Genomic DNA, 18,032 nt, shown 5'->3' with positions numbered 1-18,032 from the left:
ATTCAAGCGCGGCAGCAGGCGGTTCAGCGCAGAGACGCCATCTTTCGCCTGTTCAAACTGCATACGGCTTTGCTGGTTATCATTTTCATGATTGGTCAGCGCACGTTCCAGTTCAACGCGACGGCTATTCAGTTGGCGAATTTCCGCTTCTGGATCGGCTTCAAACGCCACCGACAGATGGCTGCCGATAAAGCGACTGAACGCCTGATGCAGACGTTGGGTTTTCTGGACGTCAAAGGAGAGCGTGGCGAAACGTTCAGACAGCCCTTCACGCTCGGCATGCAGGGTTTCGATACGGCTTTCACGTGCTGCACGCCCAAAAATAGGCACCGTCGGGAAGCGAGAATAACGCCACTGACGCTCGGCAGTTTTCACCACCACCGCATTTTCCAGTTCATCAACGCTGAAGACGCTGTCATCAAACGACTGCGGATCCCCTTCGATGAAATAGAGATCTTCCGGGCAATCCGTCAGCCCTTCAAGCTGTTCGGTAATCAGCGACAGATCCGGTACCACAATGGCATGACGCGAAGGACCGTATAGCGCAGAGAAGTACGGTGCATCTTCAAGGCTAACGTCATCATAAATTTCTGACAGCAGTACGCCGCCAAAGCGTTCCGCCAGCGCGTTCAGACGCTGATCTTCCGCCCCGCCCGGCTGACTTAAACGTTCAATCTCTTCATCAACTGCATTTTTACGTGCACCGACTTCATCACGCTCAACAATGGCCTCACGCTCGCGCTCCAGCAATTGTTGCAGATACTCGGTCACGTCCTGGCTGGAGGTAAACTCTTCGCCACACTGCTCGCTAAGCTGATTCAGGCTATTTTGCGCAGCCAGCCAGACAGGTGCCCGCTTCATCAAATGCTGAATACGGGATTGCAGCTGTTCCTGCTCCTGACGCAGCGTCATACGCTGTTCGCTGGCAGACGAGACGCTGTCCGACAAGGCGGCGATGCGCGCTTCCAGCTCCTGGTGCAGCGCTTCCAGCTCATCGATATCGAACTGTTTACCCTGACGCTTGCAGAATTCGGCCAGCAGACGCTCGGCATCCTGCTGTTCGCGCAGACGCTGCTCCAGTTCGCTCAGTCGCATACGCAACGGCTGAACCTGTTCTGCCAGGTGGCGCTGTTCCACGCCTTCGCGCAGCAGTTCACGCGCCACGCTCCAGGCTTCACCGCGCGCCAGCGGGCCGTTGATAGCCGCCACCAACTGATAAGCCTGTTCGAACTGGCTATGCGCGGTTTGCGCCACGCTCATTTTTTGTTCTAGCGTCAGCAGCTTTTCAGTGGCTTCCTGCTCTTTGGCCTGGAAAGTCTCCAGCCATTCGGCGGCGCTGTCGGCTGTCAGGTCCGGTAAGTGACAGAGCTCTTTCGCCCGGTTTAGGGCCTGGATCGCCTGGGTATACTGAATGGCTCGCGTTTGCTGGACGTCCAGCGCTTGCTGGTAATCGGCAAGCTGGCTTTTCAGCTCATCCACTTCCAGCTCAGCGGCTTCTGCGCGGGCTTCGTTTTCATCCTGGCGGTCAACGGCTTCCGCGACCACCTCGTTTTGTTCTTCAAGACGGACCTGCAATTCTTCGAGATCCGCCTCGTAGCGTTCAATTTTTTCCTGCTGACGCAGCGCGGTTTGCACCAGATTCAGGTGATCGCTCGCGGCCTGGTAATCAGCTTCCAGATCGCCTTCCGCACCGTTGTGCTCACCCAGTTCACGCGCCATATCCACGTGTTTGTACTGCTCTGCCGCCAGTTGCTTGCGAGATGTATACAGTTCACGACGATATTCCAGTGCTTTATCCAGATGGATACGACGTTCATTGGCGTGGCGCATATAATCTGCGGCCACATAGTTGGTCGCTTCACTGATTAAATGCTTAAACAGGTCGCGGTCAGACTGCGTTACGCGAATCGCTTCCAGCGTCATACGGTTTTCACGCAGCGCGGCTTCCATATCCTGGAACGCTTTACGTACGCCGCTGTTTTCCGGCAGCAGGTAGTCACGCAGTGAACGGGTAATGGCGCTGGAGATCCCGCCGTACAGCGAGGCTTCAATCAGACGGTAGAATTTACTACGATCGGACGCAGAGCGCAGACGACGGGCAATGATGCCCAGATCGAACATCAATGAGTGATAATCGGTTATTGAGTTGAACTGCTTAAACTGCACGCCTTCCATCTCATCAAGCTTCTCTTTCAGCTCAGGTAGAGACAGTACGCGCGCCTGGCGTTCGTTCAGCGTTTCCGTCACCAGTTGGGTTGGCTGTACCGACATCGGCAGCCCCTGAATGGCAAACGGTTTGATATCCACTTTGCGATCGCGACCAGCAACCTGTTGCAGACGCACCCCCACGACCACGCGCTGATGACGCGAGTTGAGGACGTCGAGCATTGAATAACAAACCCCTGCTTTCAGCTTACCGTGCAGGCCTTTATCACGTGAACCGCTGGTTGCACCGGCTTCGGTGGTGTTACGGAAATGCAGCAGGGTTAAGTCCGGAATGAGCGCCGTAACAAATGCCGCCATGGTGGTGGATTTACCCGCACCGTTACCACCGGACAGCGTGGTGACCAGCTCATCGAGATCAAACGTACGGGCAAAAAAACCATTCCAGTTAATCAGCGTAAGTGAGCGAAATTTACCGCGTTCAATCATTATTCTTCTTCTCCACTGTCCGGCTGATTCTCTTCGGGCTCATCGTTGAGCTGCAGACGGTTCTCGACCGCCATCGCTTCACCATCACGAATTAAGCGACGCTGTGCTTCACGCGGATCGTCACCGCTACGCACATCCGCACCAAAGCGGAAGACAGATTCCGTAATACGGAATTTGCTGCTGTCGTGGCCCAGAAACCACACCATGCCTAAGCGGCGCAAGCGGTTGAGCGAAGAACGCACTTTTTCCTGTAGCTTCTGGCGGTCAACGTCAGAACCGGTTGAACGGTTGTTCACCAGCTTCAGTAACTTCGCTTCATCTGCCAGCGTTAGCAGCTCGTCGTACAGCTCTTGCTGGGTAAAAATCCCTTCGTTCGCCAGGCGTTCCGGGCTGAGATAGAGATAGCAAAGAATTTTACCCACCATCATGTCCAGTTCAGACAGGACCGAACGCGGAATGAGCGTCGTTGAACGCGGACGAAGGTAGAAGAACCCTTCCGGCGCACGGATCAATTCCACGTTATAGCGGCTGTAAAACTCTTCAAAATATTCCTGAAAATCCATCAGGAAGGCATGATTATCCAGTTCATCCAGACCGATATGGCGGCCCGAACGTAAGGCACTATCCAGTGCCGGAAATAACGGATTCGCCAGCGCCTGCGCCAGCTTTACCGGCATCACTTGTTCAATATTTGTCAATGACATGCGCCTGTACCTTGGCTCCGTAATCATTAATCGGCTGCCATTTGGCTGGCAGTCCGGTGAAGTCTGCTTGCGCTACGCCAAGGCGTACCGCCTGATCGATAACAATACGCGCGACGTCGAAATGACGCGCACGTGGGTATTGCGCCAGATACTCGCGCACTACCAAACCGAGATCCAGTGGTGTTTGTCTGGATTTGTAGATAGCCAGCTGTTCTTCGATGATCGCCGCCAACTGCTCACGGATCTCGTTAAATTCTTCATATTCCAGGTCTTCCGGAAGTTCACCGGTGACCTCTTCGTCACGCAGCACCATCTCCTCGTCACGCATATCCAGCAGACGATCGGCGTTGGCATAGGTCAGCGCCCATGGGTCGTCAAAGTAGGTCTGCACGGACTGGCGCAGACGCTGGGCGAAGACGCGGTTTTTATCCATGTCGATCGCGGTACGGATAAATTTATGCACGTGACGATCGTAGCCGATCCACAAGTCAATTGACTGCTGGCCCCAGCTAATAATGCGGTCGAGCTTGCTTTGTAAATCAAACACCAGCCGATCGACAAAATGCAAATCGTCATGCGTCATCGTGGCGTCCTGGATGCGTAACAGGTTAGCCTGCAGCTTATCCCCTGCCGCTTCCAGCGTATCTTGCAGCTCACGCAGCGTACCAGATGTTTCAGACAGCAGCATTTCACAGCTGGAAATCGCCGCCCGCCAGTCTTTGTTTAGCAACTGTGCGATGTCGTCTTTTACCTGCTGCTGCTGTTCATCCATGATGCGCTGGGTCAGATCGATACTGTCGAAAATCTCCGCCACCGAGTATTTCAATGGCGCATAGACGTTGCGATGCCAGTGGAACTCATCACCACCTTCCGCTGCCGCATCCGCCGCGCGCTTCAGTTCGCCTGCCACAATTGACAGCTGCATAGAAAGACGTAGCGTAGAGAATTCGCGCTGACGAATATAGTAATCTGTGATGCCAATCCCGAGCGGCGTTAAACGGTAAATGGCGTTGCCTTCAGCCTGCTCGCTGGTAAAGCGGTTCAGCAGACGTTGACGCACCATATCGTTGATCGCGTTGTTGGCGCGGACGCCGATGGTTTCGCTGGTTTGCTCAAACGCATCACTCACATGGCGGAACGCATCCACCAGTTCACCTTCACTCATCTCACCGTCAAGTCGCTCACCGTTCAACGTGGCGACCGCCAGCAGGAACGAAAGTCTGTCTACCGGCAGAGAGATGGAGAAGTCATTTTTTCTGGCCCAGGCAACCAGTTCGGGGACTGTCTGGGAAAATTCACTCATAGGTTATCCTTGCATCTGCGGCTCGGGCCGGACGTTTAATCGCGGTGACATGAATATAGCGCCCAAGGCTGATATACGGTTCCTGGCGGCAATAACGTGTTTCTATTTCTGTTAAAGCATCAAAACAGTCATGCTGTTTTTGTTTATCACGCAGATAATCATGAAACACCCTCACGCCCGTTTTACCGGTTATCTCCCAGCCAATCTCCTCCAGCCAGCCATAGACCTGCTGAGGGTCGCGCGGAAAATCGGGAGACAACGTGCGCCGTTTCTTTTTATACATTCCCTGCTGTACATAGCCGAAATTACCGACCAACACATTACGCATCAACAGACCGTTTGCATTGTAGAACATCAGCGATAAAGCACCGCCCGGGCGTAACATCGACCACAATGTTTTTAAGACGGCTTGCGGATCGGCCACCCATTCCAGCACAGCATGAAACAATATCAGATCAACCTGAGAATCCAAATGCTGTGGGATGTCCTGAGCGGCACAATGTATAAAATGCATGTTGTCGCTCACACCTTGCTCTTCTGCCGCCCGTTGCGCTCGCGCCACCATCTCAGCAGAAAGATCGCACAAGGTGACGTGATGGCCCCGCTGCGCCATCAGAATGGCTGTCTGCCCTTCTCCGCCACCCGCATCAAGCACACGCAACGTTTGGCCCGCGTAGTCGGCAAGAAGTTTGTCCAGATCCTGCCAGAGGATCGTCTGACGAAGCTGACCTTTGGTGGTGCCGTAAATGTTACGGGAAAACTTCTCTGCAATGTCATCAAAATTGCGATCCCGCATCGGGCTCTCCACATGCTGGCTTTAGGGTGACTAAGTAAAACCGCTATTTTGTCACACCCACGCCGAGAATGAACCTTCCTGGTGTAATATCCCTGCTGATCCCCTGCTGTATGGTTAAAAAAGGAACCAAAAAGGATGCTTTTTACGCTGAAGAAAGTGATTGGCGGTATGATGCTGCCACTTCCGCTAATGCTCATTATCATGGGCATAGGCCTGGCGCTGCTCTGGTTTAGCCGCTTTCAAAAAATAGGGAAAGTGTGCATTAGCCTGAGTTGGCTGGCACTGTTACTTCTAAGCTTGCAGCCCGTCGCCGACAGTCTGCTGAAACCGATTGAGGATAGCTATCCAACCTGGCAGGATACACAAAAAGTGGAATACATTGTGGTGCTGGGCGGAGGGTATACCTGGAATCCACAGTGGGCGCCGAGTTCAAACCTGATCAGCAACAGTCTTCCGCGTCTGAATGAAGGTATTCGCCTTTGGCGTGCTAACCCGGGATCGAAGCTTATCTTTACCGGCGCTGCGGCAAAGAGCAATAACGTCAGTACTGCAGAAGCGGGAGCCCGCGTAGCGCAGTCACTGGGTGTGCCGCCCGGTGATATCATCACGCTGGATAAACCTAAAGACACCGAAGAAGAAGCCGCAGCGGTTAAGCAGGCCATCGGCAGCGCGCCGTTCCTGCTGGTGACCTCCGCATCGCACTTACCACGAGCAATGATTTTCTTCCAACAGGCCGGACTACATCCGTTGCCCGCGCCAGCCAACCAGTTAGCGATTGATTCACCGCTTAATCCGTGGGAGCGCGCGATCCCCTCTCCCGTCTGGTTGATGCATAGCGATCGTGTTGGTTACGAAACGTTGGGGCGAATCTGGCAGTGGCTAAAGGGATCGGAACATTGACAGGAATGTTGCCTGATGGCGACACTAACGCGTCTTATCAGGCCTACGTGTTCAGCGCAGAATTGTAGGCCGGATAAGGCGTTCACATGTTCATCAGGCGAGCCACGGCAGCAGTGATTTCGTGGCAAGGTCAAAGTTGGAGCGGTTAAAACGTCCGGTGTTGACCAGTTGCGCCACCTCATCCCATAACACATACAGCCAGCGTCGCCAGATGAAGGACTCCGCCACGGGCGCGCGTTGCAGGTATTGCCAAAGCAGACTTTCCGCCAGCGCATTATCCATTAAACGGAACAATTCATACTCTCTGGGCGCCCACAGCATCAAACCCGGTCCAACCATGGCCAGAAGCTGATCGCTACGGGCGTCTTTGAGCATGCTACGTAAACTAAAATTACCGTGGATCAGCACGCAGTTATCATTGAATCCTTCAAATAAAGCGGGCAAACACTCACGGGTGCGAAACAGGATCCGCTTATCCTGCATCGTCAGCCCGGTATTGTTGAACTGATTTAACGTGGTCCACAACACTTCAACACGCTGACGATACCAGGATGGCCAGATATTCTCTTGCGTGTTATCCACCATTCCCACGCAGCCACGGCTATCCTGCCGATGCCATGACAGCAGACCTTCTACGATCTGATCTTTTAAATGTTCCCAGCGTTCGGGCGTTCGGGCTGGCGCTTCCACCGGCACGCCACGTAAACGCTCAAGCAGTAGCACATCGGGACCGGGATGCTCTTCGTGGGTTAAGACCCCGTAAATGACGGGCATTCGCACCGTACCACTGCGCGCCAACATGGAGGTTTTCCATGCCAGCTGCTGCGCCATACCTGGCGTGGTGAAGCTTCTCGCCATCAGCGGCATCGGATTTCCCTGGCTGTCGTACAGTGACCACAGGGCCGTATCCACTTTTTCATTCACGCATTCTATGCGACTGAGTTTTTCGCCCAGCAGGTGGCTGAGTTCGGCACGCAACTGTTCCATTTCAGATTGCCCTCATAAATGCTACTGCTTTCATAATGAGCGTCGTGCAGACAGATGTCACCCGGATGAGATCAATTGATGAAAAGAAAAGTGGAGAGAAAGCGCAACGATACGACACTCCTCCCAAAAATACGCCTCAATATGGGGGGAGTGCCGTGAGAAAAACTAATGCATTTCGGCGCGAACGCGCTCAAGATCTTCGGCAGTGTCTACGCCGGTACCCGGGACTTCTTTTGCGACGGCAACGTGAATTTTTTCGCCGTACCACAGCACTCGCAGCTGCTCCAGCATTTCGATATGCTCAAGCGGGCTAGGCTGCCAGTTAACATAGCGGCGAATAAAACCGGCGCGATAGCCGTAAATGCCCAGATGGCGCAGGAAGGTGTCCCCCACCGTTTCCAGACTTTTGGCGAAACGATCGCGATCCCATGGGATGGTCGCGCGTGAAAAATAGAGAGCATATCCTTCAGCGTCCAACACGACTTTTACCGCATTCGGATTAAATGCCTCTTCCGCACTGTGAATCGGAGCCGCAAGAGTCGCCATACCGACCTGACGTTGCGACAGATTCTCAGCCACCTGGCGAATAATGACTGCAGGAATCATCGGCTCATCACCCTGTACGTTCACAATAACGGTATCATCGCTAAAACCACATTTCTCGACGACTTCCGCCAGGCGCTCCGTACCAGACTGGTGATCGGCGCGAGTCATGCACACTTCGCCACCCACCGCTTCTACCGCGCGAGCGACATCCTCGTGATCGGTAGCAACGATGATACGTTCAGCGCCAGATTCACGCGCACGCTCCAGTACATGCACGATCATCGGTTTACCGTTGATATCCAGCAACGGCTTACCAGGCAGACGTGTGGACGCATAGCGCGCAGGAATAATGACCACAAAACTCATGATTTACTCTCATCAGCAGTCAGAACGCGGGCTTCGGTTTCCAGTAACACGGGAATGCCATCACGCAGTGGGAAAGCAAGGTTATCCAGTTTACAAATCAGTTCCTGTTTTTCCTGGTTAAACCAGAGTTTGCCATTGCATACCGGGCAGGCAATGATTTCAAGCAGACGATGATCCATAGTTCCTCCAGATGGACCGGATTGTGAATCCGTAAATATTAACATAATCGCTTAAAGGGCTGGGTCTATTTCCCAACCATGGCGTGCATCAGCAAATAAACCTTCAGGATAACGTCCCAGCGTCACGCGTGCTGCCTGCTGCCAGCGGGCAAAATCGTCAATCGCCTGAAACAATCCTTTTTGCAACGTCACTCCAGGCTTAACCCCATCCTGTAACCACAGCGAAATAACGTCCAGCACACCTGTTTTGCGGTGCATTTTGGCATCCATCCGCCCAACTAACTGTCCGCGATGCAGCAGCGGTAAGACGAAATAACCGTACTGACGTTTTGGTGCTGGCGTGTAACACTCCAGCCGATAGCTAAAATCGAATAGCTGCTCTGCCCGTTTACGATCCCAGACCACCGGATCAAAAGGTGATAATACTGCACTGTGAGTCGCCGTTAATTTGCCCGCCAGCGCCTGTTCAAGCAGCGGCTGAAGGTGGCTATGCAGCCACAAGGCTCCTAGCCCCTCAACGTCGACAGGAATAATCTGCCGCTGTTCCGCCCGTTCGTTGCACCAGTTTTTTAGCGCCGGGCGCTTCAGGCGGTAGTAGTCTGCCAGCCATTGTTCGCGGAAAATCCCCAGACTGCGGGCGCTGTTATCCAGCATGACACTTTCCGCATCTTCCTGCGAAAGTGGATCGCGTTCATCGTCCCAGTGCGGCATGACGCGATGGGTTAAATCATACACTCGCTGGAAATTACGCCGTTCCACGACCATCACTTTCCCGGCGGTGAACAACCCTTCAAGATGACGCTTCTGCGGTTTCCATTCCCACCAGCCGCTGGTCCCTTTGCGTGGATGCTCAAAATCAGCTGAGCGTACCGGCCCGTTATGCTGGATGTGCTGGAGCAGTTGCTCAATCTCATGCGCATGTTCTTTCATCCACGCCGCTTTATATTTCCAGCCCATATTCTCCGGGGCCAGCATGCGGTGACGTATCAGCATAAAATCGCTGCGCGGCAAAAAACAGGCCTCGTGCGCCCAGTATTCCATCAGTTCGCCCTGCTGTAACGAGTCGTCCAGCCATTGGGGGGAATAATCGCCTAAACGACTAAACAGCACCAGGTAAGGACTGCGCGCCACAATATTGATGGTGTCGATTTGCAGTAACGACATGCGCGAAATGGTCGCGAGAATATCTGCCGGGGTTGCCCGGCGGCGTGTTTTTTTCAGCAGACCTTGAGCAGCAAGGTGAAGATGACGGGCATCCGTCAGAGAAAGGCGCGGCAACGACATTTATGGCCTCATAAATGATTCGCTGCCGCAGCGTGAATCAGTTAGCGAGTCAGCGAGATTAAGCTATTCAGCAATACATCAGGCCGATCGCCTGACAAATGTGCATCAACAGGTAAATACCACCAGTTTTCATCGGCAAATGCCCGGCACTTAACCGCATCTTTTTCCGTCATGACCAGCGTTTGCCCGGCGTCTACAAACGCACTGACGTCACTGTAGGTCAGAGACTGATGGTCTGCCAGCGCAATGCTTTTTTGCACGCTGGCACCACATGCTTTCAGCGTGGCAAAAAAACGCGGTGGATGACCAATGCCCGCCATGGCGACAATATTGGACAATTGCGCCACATCACGGCGTTCACCTGTACGTAAATTAACGGCCAGCCCCGGTTCAAGTCGCATAGGGATTTCCCCTGGTTGCGCAACGCCACCGTTAACAATAGTCGCATCCACCGATTTAAGGCGACCTGCGCGTTCCCGCATTGGACCAGCGGGAAGCCACCAGCCGTTGCCAAACCGACGTTCGCCGTCAATGACTACGATTTCAACATCTCGCGCCAGACGATAGTGCTGTAGTCCATCGTCCGTCACAATAATCTGCACGTCGTGTTGGGCCAAAATGGCTTTTACCGCATCCGATCTTACCGGGGATACCGCTACCGGCACGCCGGTACGTTGGGCGATCAGCACAGGTTCATCGCCCGCTTCTGCGGTAGTAGTATCAGCGGTTAGCAACAGCGGGTAAGCAGTCGCTTTCCCGCCATAACCACGCGACACCACACCCACGCGAATCCCGCGTTGTCGCAGTTGTTCAACCAACCAAATCACCACCGGCGTTTTACCGTTTCCGCCCGCGGTAAGGTTTCCGACCACCACAACCGGGACTGGCGCGCGCCATGCGCGTTTAAGCCCCAACTTGTAGCATAAGCGGATCGCGCCACTCACCAGGCCATACAGCCAGGAGAGTGGAAGTAACAATCGCCACAGCGGCGATTCACCAGACCAGATACGTGCGATCATTGACCAAATTGCATTTTATGTAATTGCGCATACACCCCGCGCTGCTCAATCAACTCGCTATGGGTTCCGCGTTCGACAATCAGACCATCCTCCACCACGATGATTTCGTCGGCTTGTTCAATGGTTGAAAGACGGTGAGCAATGACCAGAGAAGTACGGTTTTTCTGTAGCTCATCCAGCGCAGACTGAATCGCGCGTTCAGATTCAGTATCAAGAGCCGATGTTGCTTCATCAAGGATCAGAATTGGGCTGTCACGCAACAAGGCACGGGCGATAGCGATACGCTGACGTTGTCCGCCGGAAAGCAGGACGCCGTTTTCACCAATTACCGTATCCAGACCATTATCCATCTTGTTGATGAAGTCCATAGCGTAGGCCATCTGTGCCGCTTTTTCGATCTGCTCACGGCTGTACATATCGGTACGCGCGTAGGCAATGTTGTTGGCAACCGTATCGTTAAACAAGTGCACATTCTGCGAAACCAACGCAACCTGATCGCGCAGTGATGCCAGGGTATATTCGCGCAGATCGTGTCCGTCCATCAGAATCTGCCCTTCATCAATATCGTAGAAGCGCGTAATCAGGCTGGCGATGGTGGATTTCCCTGAGCCCGAACGGCCGACCAGAGCAACAGTTTTACCCGCGGGAATATTCAGGTTGATGTTACGCAGAGCCGGTACTTCACGTCCCGGATAAGTGAAAGTCACTTTGCGGAACTCGAGATCGCCGGTAGCACGCTCGATCACACGTTTACCTTCATCTTTCTCCTGTTCGCTATCCAGAATCGTAAATAAGGTCTGGCATGCCGCCATACCGCGCTGGAACTGCGCGTTGACGTTGGTCAGCGATTTCAACGGACGCATTAATGCGATCATTGAGGAGAAGACAACCGTAATTGTCCCTGCTGTCAGGTTTTCCATTACGCTTGGGAAGCTAGCCGCATATAACACGAAGGCCAGTGCCAAAGACGCAATCAGCTGGATGATAGGGTCGGAGATAGAAGAAGCGGAAACCATCTTCATACCCTGCAAACGCATCTTGTTGCTGACCTTATCAAAGCGCTTGGTTTCGACTTCCTGACCACCAAAAATCAGAACTTCTTTGTGGCCTTTCAGCATCTGCTCCGCACTGGTCGTAACCTGACCCATGGTGTTTTGCATGTTTTTACTGATGCTACGAAAGCGCTTGGAAACCACACGGATTGCCACTGACACAATTGGCGCCAGTACAATCAGGATCAGTGACAGCTGCCAGCTGTAATAGAACATCATGATAAACAGGCCAATAATTGAAGCCCCTTCACGCACCACGGTGATCAGCGCGCCGGAAGACGATGACGCAACCTGTTCTGAATCATAGGTAATACGCGATAACAATGTCCCTGTAGACTGTTTATCAAAAAAGGAGACGGGCATGCCCATCATATGGCCAAACAGGCGGCGGCGCATGGTCATGACCACTTTGCCTGACACCCATGAGATACAGTAGCTGGAGACATAGCTGGTTAAGCCACGAACTATCATCAGCCCAATGACCACCAGCGGCATCCACAGCAGCACCGAGCGATCCGTTTTACCAAAACCATCATCCAGTAATGGTTTAAGGAGCGATAACATGAAGGTATCGCTGGCCGCGTTAAGGACTAACGCTATACCCGCCACGATCAGACCCGATTTAAAAGGCGCTATGGTTGGCCATAGTCGGCGAAACGTCTGCCACGTAGAGAGATCTTTATCGTTATGCATTCAAAAAACCAGCATTTGTTAGAATAGCCGCATATTCTACCCGTTATCCTCCGACACGCCAAACCACTGATGATACCAACGAGGTAAAATCTGATCCCGCATGCTGCGTATGCGCCAGTTTTTTTGATAAAAATCCAGCGTAATCTGTCCCTGATGGGGGGTATCCAGCCATTGATAATTTTGTTGCCGATAACGTTGCTTCACTTTCCAGGACGGCAGACGCCAAGCGTTGTAACGGGATGCAGAGGCGAGTGCGACCTGCCCGTCAACCCGCTGAATGAGTGCCAGTAATGATGAAGTATTGCTGCCATGATGTGGAACCTGCATCACCGTCGACTGTAGGTGCTGCCAATAGTGACTTAGCATTTTTTGTTCAGCAGGAGATTCGATATCGCCGGTCAGCAGAATACTCTGATATCCGTCATCGACCTTAACCACGCAGGAGTGGTTATTCCCCTGGTCTGTATTTCCACGCACAGGCCAGTGCGCACTGAAGGTTAACCCTTGCCATTGCCAATGCTCTCCGCGAAAACACGGGAGATGACCTTTCCAGCTCAGCGGACTTCTTACCCATAGCGACGGCCAGGCTTGTTGTAAGGAGTGCAACCCGCCGCGGTGATCCATGTGCTCATGGCTTAAAATAATTCCTTCTGGCTCCAGATTATGCCAACGCAACCAGGGAATAATCAGCTGTTGTGCGCTATCGCCTTCTGGCCATGCCAGACCGGTATCGTAAAGCAGCGCTTTCCCATTTCGCGCGATCACCATCGCCAGCCCCTGCCCGACATCCAGCATATGCACTTGCCACACATCAGTACGCGGTGCACGCCAAAGCGGCCCACTCAGCAAAAGGAGCACAGAGAAACAGAGCACCGGTAGCGTACGCAAGATATTTAGTCGCCATGCGATAATCATCATTCCGGGTAAAAATGCCAGCCATTGCCAGCGCGCATCAATATTGATCCACCCTTCAGGCAGACTTCTGAGCCCCCAAAATAGCAGCGCCAGAGAACGATCCGCTAGATACCACAGGCTTGATTCAACCATCACCATCCCGGCTAAATGCACGATCATGCCTGCTAATATCAAGGGGACGGAAACAAACGTGACCAAAGGGACGGCAAACAAATTAGCCAGAAACGAGGTCAGACTAAAACCGTGAAACATTGCGATTTGCACGGGAAAAAGCAGAAGCGTAATACCCAATTGCAGATGAGCCAGCGCCAGAAATTGACGTCCAGCACGCGACAGCGGCCAGTCCGGGAGCGGTACCCATTGGTACCAGAACAGCAGTGCCGCAACGGCGGATGCAGACAACCATAGGCTTTGCGAAAGAACAGCAACAGGATCCACCACCACGATGGCTGCCAGACAGCAGATCCAGACCGACCATCCACTCCACTGCCTGCCGCTAAGTCTCAGCGCCCCCCAGACTAGCAGCGCAACAACCGTTCGTAATGCAGGGGGTTGCAGCCCCGTCAGCCAGGCATAAAATGTGGCGCAGACAATCCCACCCACTAATGGCATCTGCCAGCAAATCCACCTTGTTGGCATAAAAAACTGTCCAGCACGAATCAATCCTGCGGCCAGTAATGCTGCAAACGCAATATGCAGCCCGGAGATAGCCATCAAATGAGCCGTGCCGGTATCACGCATAATCGTTTTCACCTCTTGTGACACAGACAAGCGCTCCCCCATTCCCAGACCCAGTATGACCTGCTGCCAGGGAAAGTCGGTGAGTGCCGTTTTCAGCGAGGCGAGATACCGCGAACGCAAACTGCATTGTGGTGTGATTACCGAAGCCTGCAAGAATCGTCCCGTCAGCAGTTGATGCTGCGCCAATGCGTGACGCTGGCTATCAAATCCGCCTTCGTTTAATTGACCGTGTACAGCTCGGACTTTCAACGTCATCGCCCATGTCTGACCCGCACAAACATCACCGGGTAAATACTGCCCGTACAAGACGATTCCTTGCGCAGGAAAGATTCGTTTCCCCTGAAGGTGAGTGATCTGGCCGTAGTGCGTTGTCATATTGTCAGTTCCGGTTATCCGCACAATGGCTTGCTGGGTTTTCGCAGGCAGCGTATTACCGGCCCACATAGCCTCTTTCGCGGCCAGGATTCCCCAAAGAAAAAACAGCAGGGTTAGTCCGGCGGAACGCATATATTTGTAGGGGAGAAAACAGAGCAGACATGCCAGACAAAATACAATGCCGATACACAACATGCCTGGCAGCATAGGTAATAGCATGAGTGGGAGAATGCCGAGTAATGCGCAGATACTCACCGTTGTTATTTTCATCAATCACCTCCCTGTTACAGGGAGTGTGCAGTACTCTTCGACGGTTGTCTGGCATCAATTTATCGTTATACGACCTGAGTTCCGCAGACATTTAGTGATGGTTGTAACGTACAAATTAACTGGGATGAGGATTCCAGGATAGGTGGACAGAAATGAAAAAAGCACCCATTTGGGTGCTTTTCTCGGCGTTAAGTCTCGCTAAAAACTTAACCGTAAATATTGGCGCGATCGCGCAGTTCTTTACCTGGTTTAAAGTGCGGAACGTATTTCCCTTCCAGATCCACTTTATCGCCGGTCTTCGGATTACGTCCGGTGCGTGGTGCGCGGTAATGCAAAGAGAAGCTGCCGAAACCGCGGATTTCAATACGCTCGCCCTGCGCAAGAGTCGAGGCCATATGTTCCAGCATCTCTTTAACTGCATCTTCAACCGCTTTCGCGGGAATATGAGGTTGCTGGGTTGCAAGTCTTTCAATCAATTCTGACTTGGTCATGATTCCTCCGGTTCCTTAAAGGCATAATTAGCTGCTGCATTGATTAAGGGCGGCCGTAGCCGCCCTTTGTCATTGATTACAGGACGAATCCTGTAATCTGTCAAGCTACTCGTCACCCTTTGTGCCGTTAACAGCACAAAGGATTTAGAGCACTCGATATTACTCGCCTTTAGCTGCTTTGAAAGCTTCAGCCATTGCGTTGTTAGAGAAGTTAGCATCTTCCTGTTTGTTAACAGTTGCGATTGCATCTTTCTCATCAGCTTCGTCTTTAGCACGAACAGACAGGCTGATTGCACGGTTCTTACGATCAACGCCGGTGAATTTAGCTTCAACGTCGTCGCCTACGCTCAGAACCAGAGTTGCATCTTCAACGCGGTCACGTGAAGCTTCAGAAGCGCGCAGGTAACCTTCAACGCCGTCAGCCAGTTCTACGGTTGCGCCTTTAGCGTCAACTGCAGTGACTTTACCGTTTACGATTGCGCCTTTCTTGTTCAGTGCAACCCAGTTGTTGAACGGATCTTCTGCGAGCTGTTTAACGCCCAGAGAGATACGCTCACGCTCTGCGTCAACCTGCAGAACAACTGCTGCGATTTCGTCGCCTTTTTTGTATTCACGAACTGCTTCTTCGCCTGCAACGTTCCAGGAGATGTCAGACAGGTGAACCAGGCCGTCGATGCCGCCGTCCAGGCCGATGAAGATACCGAAGTCAGTGATAGACTTGATTTTACCTTCAACACGGTCACCCTTGTTGTGGGTTTCCGCGAACTGCTGCCATGGGTTGTTTTTGCACTGCTTCAGACCCAGGGAGATACGACGACGTTCTTCGTCGATATCCAGAACCATAACTTCCACTACATCGCCAACGTTAACAACTTTAGACGGGTGGATGTTTTTGTTGGTCCAATCCATTTCGGAAACGTGAACCAGGCCTTCAACGCCTTCTTCGATTTCAACGAAGCAGCCGTAGTCGGTCAGGTTGGTCACGCGACCAGTCAGTTTGGTACCTTCCGGATAACGCTTAGCGATAGCTACCCATGGATCTTCGCCCAGCTGTTTCAGGCCCAGAGATACACGAGTACGCTCGCGGTCGAACTTCAGCACTTTAACAGTGATTTCGTCGCCAACGTTTACGATTTCGCTCGGATGCTTAACGCGTTTCCATGCCATGTCGGTGATGTGCAGCAGGCCGTCAACGCCACCCAGATCAACGAATGCACCGTAGTCAGTGAGGTTCTTAACGATACCTTTAACTTCCATGCCTTCCTGCAGGTTTTCCAGCAGTTGATCGCGTTCTGCGCTGTTTTCGGATTCGATAACGGCACGACGGGAAACAACAACGTTGTTACGCTTCTGATCCAGCTTGATTACTTTGAATTCAAGCTCTTTGCCTTCCAGGTGCAGCGTGTCGCGGACCGGACGAACGTCTACCAGGGAACCCGGCAGGAACGCGCGAATACCATTCAGCTCAACAGTGAAGCCACCCTTGACTTTGCCATTGATAACACCAGTAACGGTTGCAGCTTCTTCGTAAGCTTTTTCCAGCGTGATCCAAGCTTCGTGACGTTTAGCTTTTTCACGGGACAGCAGGGTTTCACCGAAGCCGTCTTCTACTGCATCCAGAGCAACGTCAACTTCGTCACCAACCTGGATTTCCAGCTCGCCCTGGGCGTTTTTGAACTGCTCTGCCGGAATGGCGGACTCAGATTTCAGACCAGCGTCAACCAGTACTACGTCTTTGTCGATAGCAACAACAACACCACGAACGATGGAACCCGGACGGGTTTCGATTTCTTTTAAGGATTCTTCAAACAGTTGAGCAAAAGATTCAGTCATGTTTAATCTTCAGGTTTCATATTTAACGTCCACCTGGCTCCATGCCGGATGGGGTTGTTTAACATACCCGCTGTCAATCCATTGCAACGGGGGTACTGCAAATTCGGTCGCACTTAAGCGAGAGCCAGTTTTTGGCGCGCGTATTGTAACGCTTTTTCAATCACTTGCTCAATGCTTAATCGGGTTGAATCCAAAACTAAAGCATCAGCAGCGGGAACCAGCGGCGCTACAGCACGATTACGATCGCGATAATCGCGTTCTTCGATCTCGGCCAAAAGGCGTTCAAAGTTAACACTAAAGCCCTTCTCCTGCAACTGTAGCATACGTCTATGCGCACGTTCTTGCGAGGAGGCGTCCAGAAAAATTTTCACCGGCGCATCCGGGAACACCACGGTGCCCATATCACGTCCATCAGCAATCAGACCTGGGGTTTCGCGAAATGCGCGTTGACGACGTAATAACGCTTCACGCACGCGGGGAAACGCCGCAACCTGAGAGGCGGCATTCGCTACTTCCTGAGTACGTATTTCACCGCTGACATCTTCACCTTCAAGAATGACTTCCAGGTTGCCGTCTGTTGAGATAAAACGCACATCAAGGTGTGAGGCAAGCGGTACCAGAGCATCTTCAGATGTGACATCAACATGGTGATGTAACGCTGCGAGCGCCAGTACGCGGTAGATCGCGCCTGAATCTAACAGATGCCACTGCAATGCTTCCGCCATTGCCTTGCACAAGGTGCCTTTACCTGCACCACTTGGGCCATCAATGGTAATAACCGGGGCAATTGCCGTCATCTTTTTCTCCTTAAACGGGCGTACATTAACGTGAACGCCGCGCATTATACGCGCCAACGCCAGCGATCGTTATCTTTGTGTGAAAAATGCAGAATCATTGAAGCTGAGTGTAGAATAAATAGGCAATCG

General features: G+C 52.6%; 15 protein-coding genes. 1 reads left to right on the top strand and 14 read right to left on the bottom strand.

Features of this window, described 5'->3' with window-relative positions; translation table 11 throughout:
* The 4 genes from mukB to cmoM all read right to left on the bottom strand — a co-directional run.
* Positions 1-2,652, bottom strand: a 2,652-nt coding sequence (gene mukB, locus FDW94_RS23920; RefSeq protein ID WP_249358331.1) for a chromosome partition protein MukB, incomplete at its 3' end; no start/stop codon positions are given.
* Complete coding sequence (gene mukE / locus FDW94_RS06615; RefSeq protein ID WP_003035809.1) at positions 2,652-3,356, bottom strand: chromosome partition protein MukE; 705 nt, start codon at positions 3,354-3,356, stop codon at positions 2,652-2,654. The genes mukB and mukE, both read right to left, overlap by 1 nt.
* Positions 3,337-4,659 carry a chromosome partition protein MukF gene (gene mukF, locus FDW94_RS06610; protein ID WP_003831939.1) on the bottom strand — a complete coding sequence of 441 codons (1,323 nt, stop codon included), beginning with the start codon at positions 4,657-4,659 and terminating at the stop codon, positions 3,337-3,339. The genes mukE and mukF overlap by 20 nt, the downstream gene beginning before the upstream one ends.
* Complete coding sequence (cmoM, locus tag FDW94_RS06605; RefSeq protein ID WP_003035803.1) at positions 4,652-5,455, bottom strand: tRNA uridine 5-oxyacetic acid(34) methyltransferase CmoM; 804 nt, start codon at positions 5,453-5,455, stop codon at positions 4,652-4,654. The genes mukF and cmoM overlap by 8 nt, the downstream gene beginning before the upstream one ends.
* A gap of 135 nt (positions 5,456-5,590) precedes the next feature.
* Between cmoM and elyC the strand changes: the two genes are divergently transcribed.
* Positions 5,591-6,355 carry an envelope biogenesis factor ElyC gene (elyC, locus tag FDW94_RS06600; protein WP_137377328.1) on the top strand — a complete coding sequence of 255 codons (765 nt, stop codon included), beginning with the start codon at positions 5,591-5,593 and terminating at the stop codon, positions 6,353-6,355.
* Between the two features lie 93 nt (positions 6,356-6,448).
* On the opposite strand, the gene FDW94_RS06595 is transcribed toward elyC, so the two are convergent.
* From FDW94_RS06595 to cmk, 10 genes are all read right to left on the bottom strand, one after another.
* A complete protein-coding gene (locus tag FDW94_RS06595) occupies positions 6,449-7,342 on the bottom strand; it encodes a YcbJ family phosphotransferase (RefSeq protein WP_003831934.1) in 894 nt (297 codons plus the stop codon).
* 165 nt (positions 7,343-7,507) lie between these two features.
* Positions 7,508-8,254 (bottom strand): 3-deoxy-manno-octulosonate cytidylyltransferase, encoded by a 747-nt coding sequence (kdsB, locus tag FDW94_RS06590; RefSeq protein WP_137377327.1) that lies wholly within the window; start codon positions 8,252-8,254, stop codon positions 7,508-7,510.
* Positions 8,251-8,433 (bottom strand): protein YcaR, encoded by a 183-nt coding sequence (gene ycaR, locus FDW94_RS06585; protein WP_003035793.1) that lies wholly within the window; start codon positions 8,431-8,433, stop codon positions 8,251-8,253. The genes kdsB and ycaR overlap by 4 nt, the downstream gene beginning before the upstream one ends.
* A gap of 51 nt (positions 8,434-8,484) precedes the next feature.
* Positions 8,485-9,717: a winged helix-turn-helix domain-containing protein gene (locus FDW94_RS06580; protein WP_137377326.1), complete on the bottom strand. Its 1,233-nt coding sequence runs from the start codon at positions 9,715-9,717 to the stop codon at positions 8,485-8,487.
* A gap of 41 nt (positions 9,718-9,758) precedes the next feature.
* A complete protein-coding gene (lpxK, locus tag FDW94_RS06575; protein WP_032942888.1) occupies positions 9,759-10,736 on the bottom strand; it encodes a tetraacyldisaccharide 4'-kinase in 978 nt (325 codons plus the stop codon).
* Positions 10,733-12,481, bottom strand: coding sequence for a lipid A ABC transporter ATP-binding protein/permease MsbA (gene msbA, locus FDW94_RS06570; RefSeq protein WP_137377325.1), 1,749 nt, complete (start codon positions 12,479-12,481; stop codon positions 10,733-10,735). Before msbA ends, lpxK begins: the two co-directional genes overlap by 4 nt.
* 36 nt (positions 12,482-12,517) lie before the next feature.
* A complete protein-coding gene (locus FDW94_RS06565) occupies positions 12,518-14,782 on the bottom strand; it encodes a ComEC family protein (RefSeq protein ID WP_137377324.1) in 2,265 nt (754 codons plus the stop codon).
* Between the two features lie 206 nt (positions 14,783-14,988).
* Entirely contained in the window at positions 14,989-15,273 is a 285-nt protein-coding gene (ihfB, locus tag FDW94_RS06560; protein WP_003035780.1) for an integration host factor subunit beta, read from the bottom strand.
* Between the two features lie 159 nt (positions 15,274-15,432).
* Positions 15,433-17,106 carry a 30S ribosomal protein S1 gene (rpsA, locus tag FDW94_RS06555; protein ID WP_003035776.1) on the bottom strand — a complete coding sequence of 558 codons (1,674 nt, stop codon included), beginning with the start codon at positions 17,104-17,106 and terminating at the stop codon, positions 15,433-15,435.
* 113 nt (positions 17,107-17,219) lie between these two features.
* Positions 17,220-17,903 carry a (d)CMP kinase gene (gene cmk, locus FDW94_RS06550; RefSeq protein WP_003035772.1) on the bottom strand — a complete coding sequence of 228 codons (684 nt, stop codon included), beginning with the start codon at positions 17,901-17,903 and terminating at the stop codon, positions 17,220-17,222.
* Positions 17,904-18,032: the final 129 nt, after the last annotated feature.

The organism is Citrobacter sp. wls757 (genome assembly GCF_005280935.1).
GTDB lineage: Bacteria > Pseudomonadota > Gammaproteobacteria > Enterobacterales > Enterobacteriaceae > Citrobacter > Citrobacter portucalensis.
The sequence above is the reverse complement of the archived record's forward strand: the minus strand, read 5'-3'. Positions and strand labels throughout refer to the sequence as shown.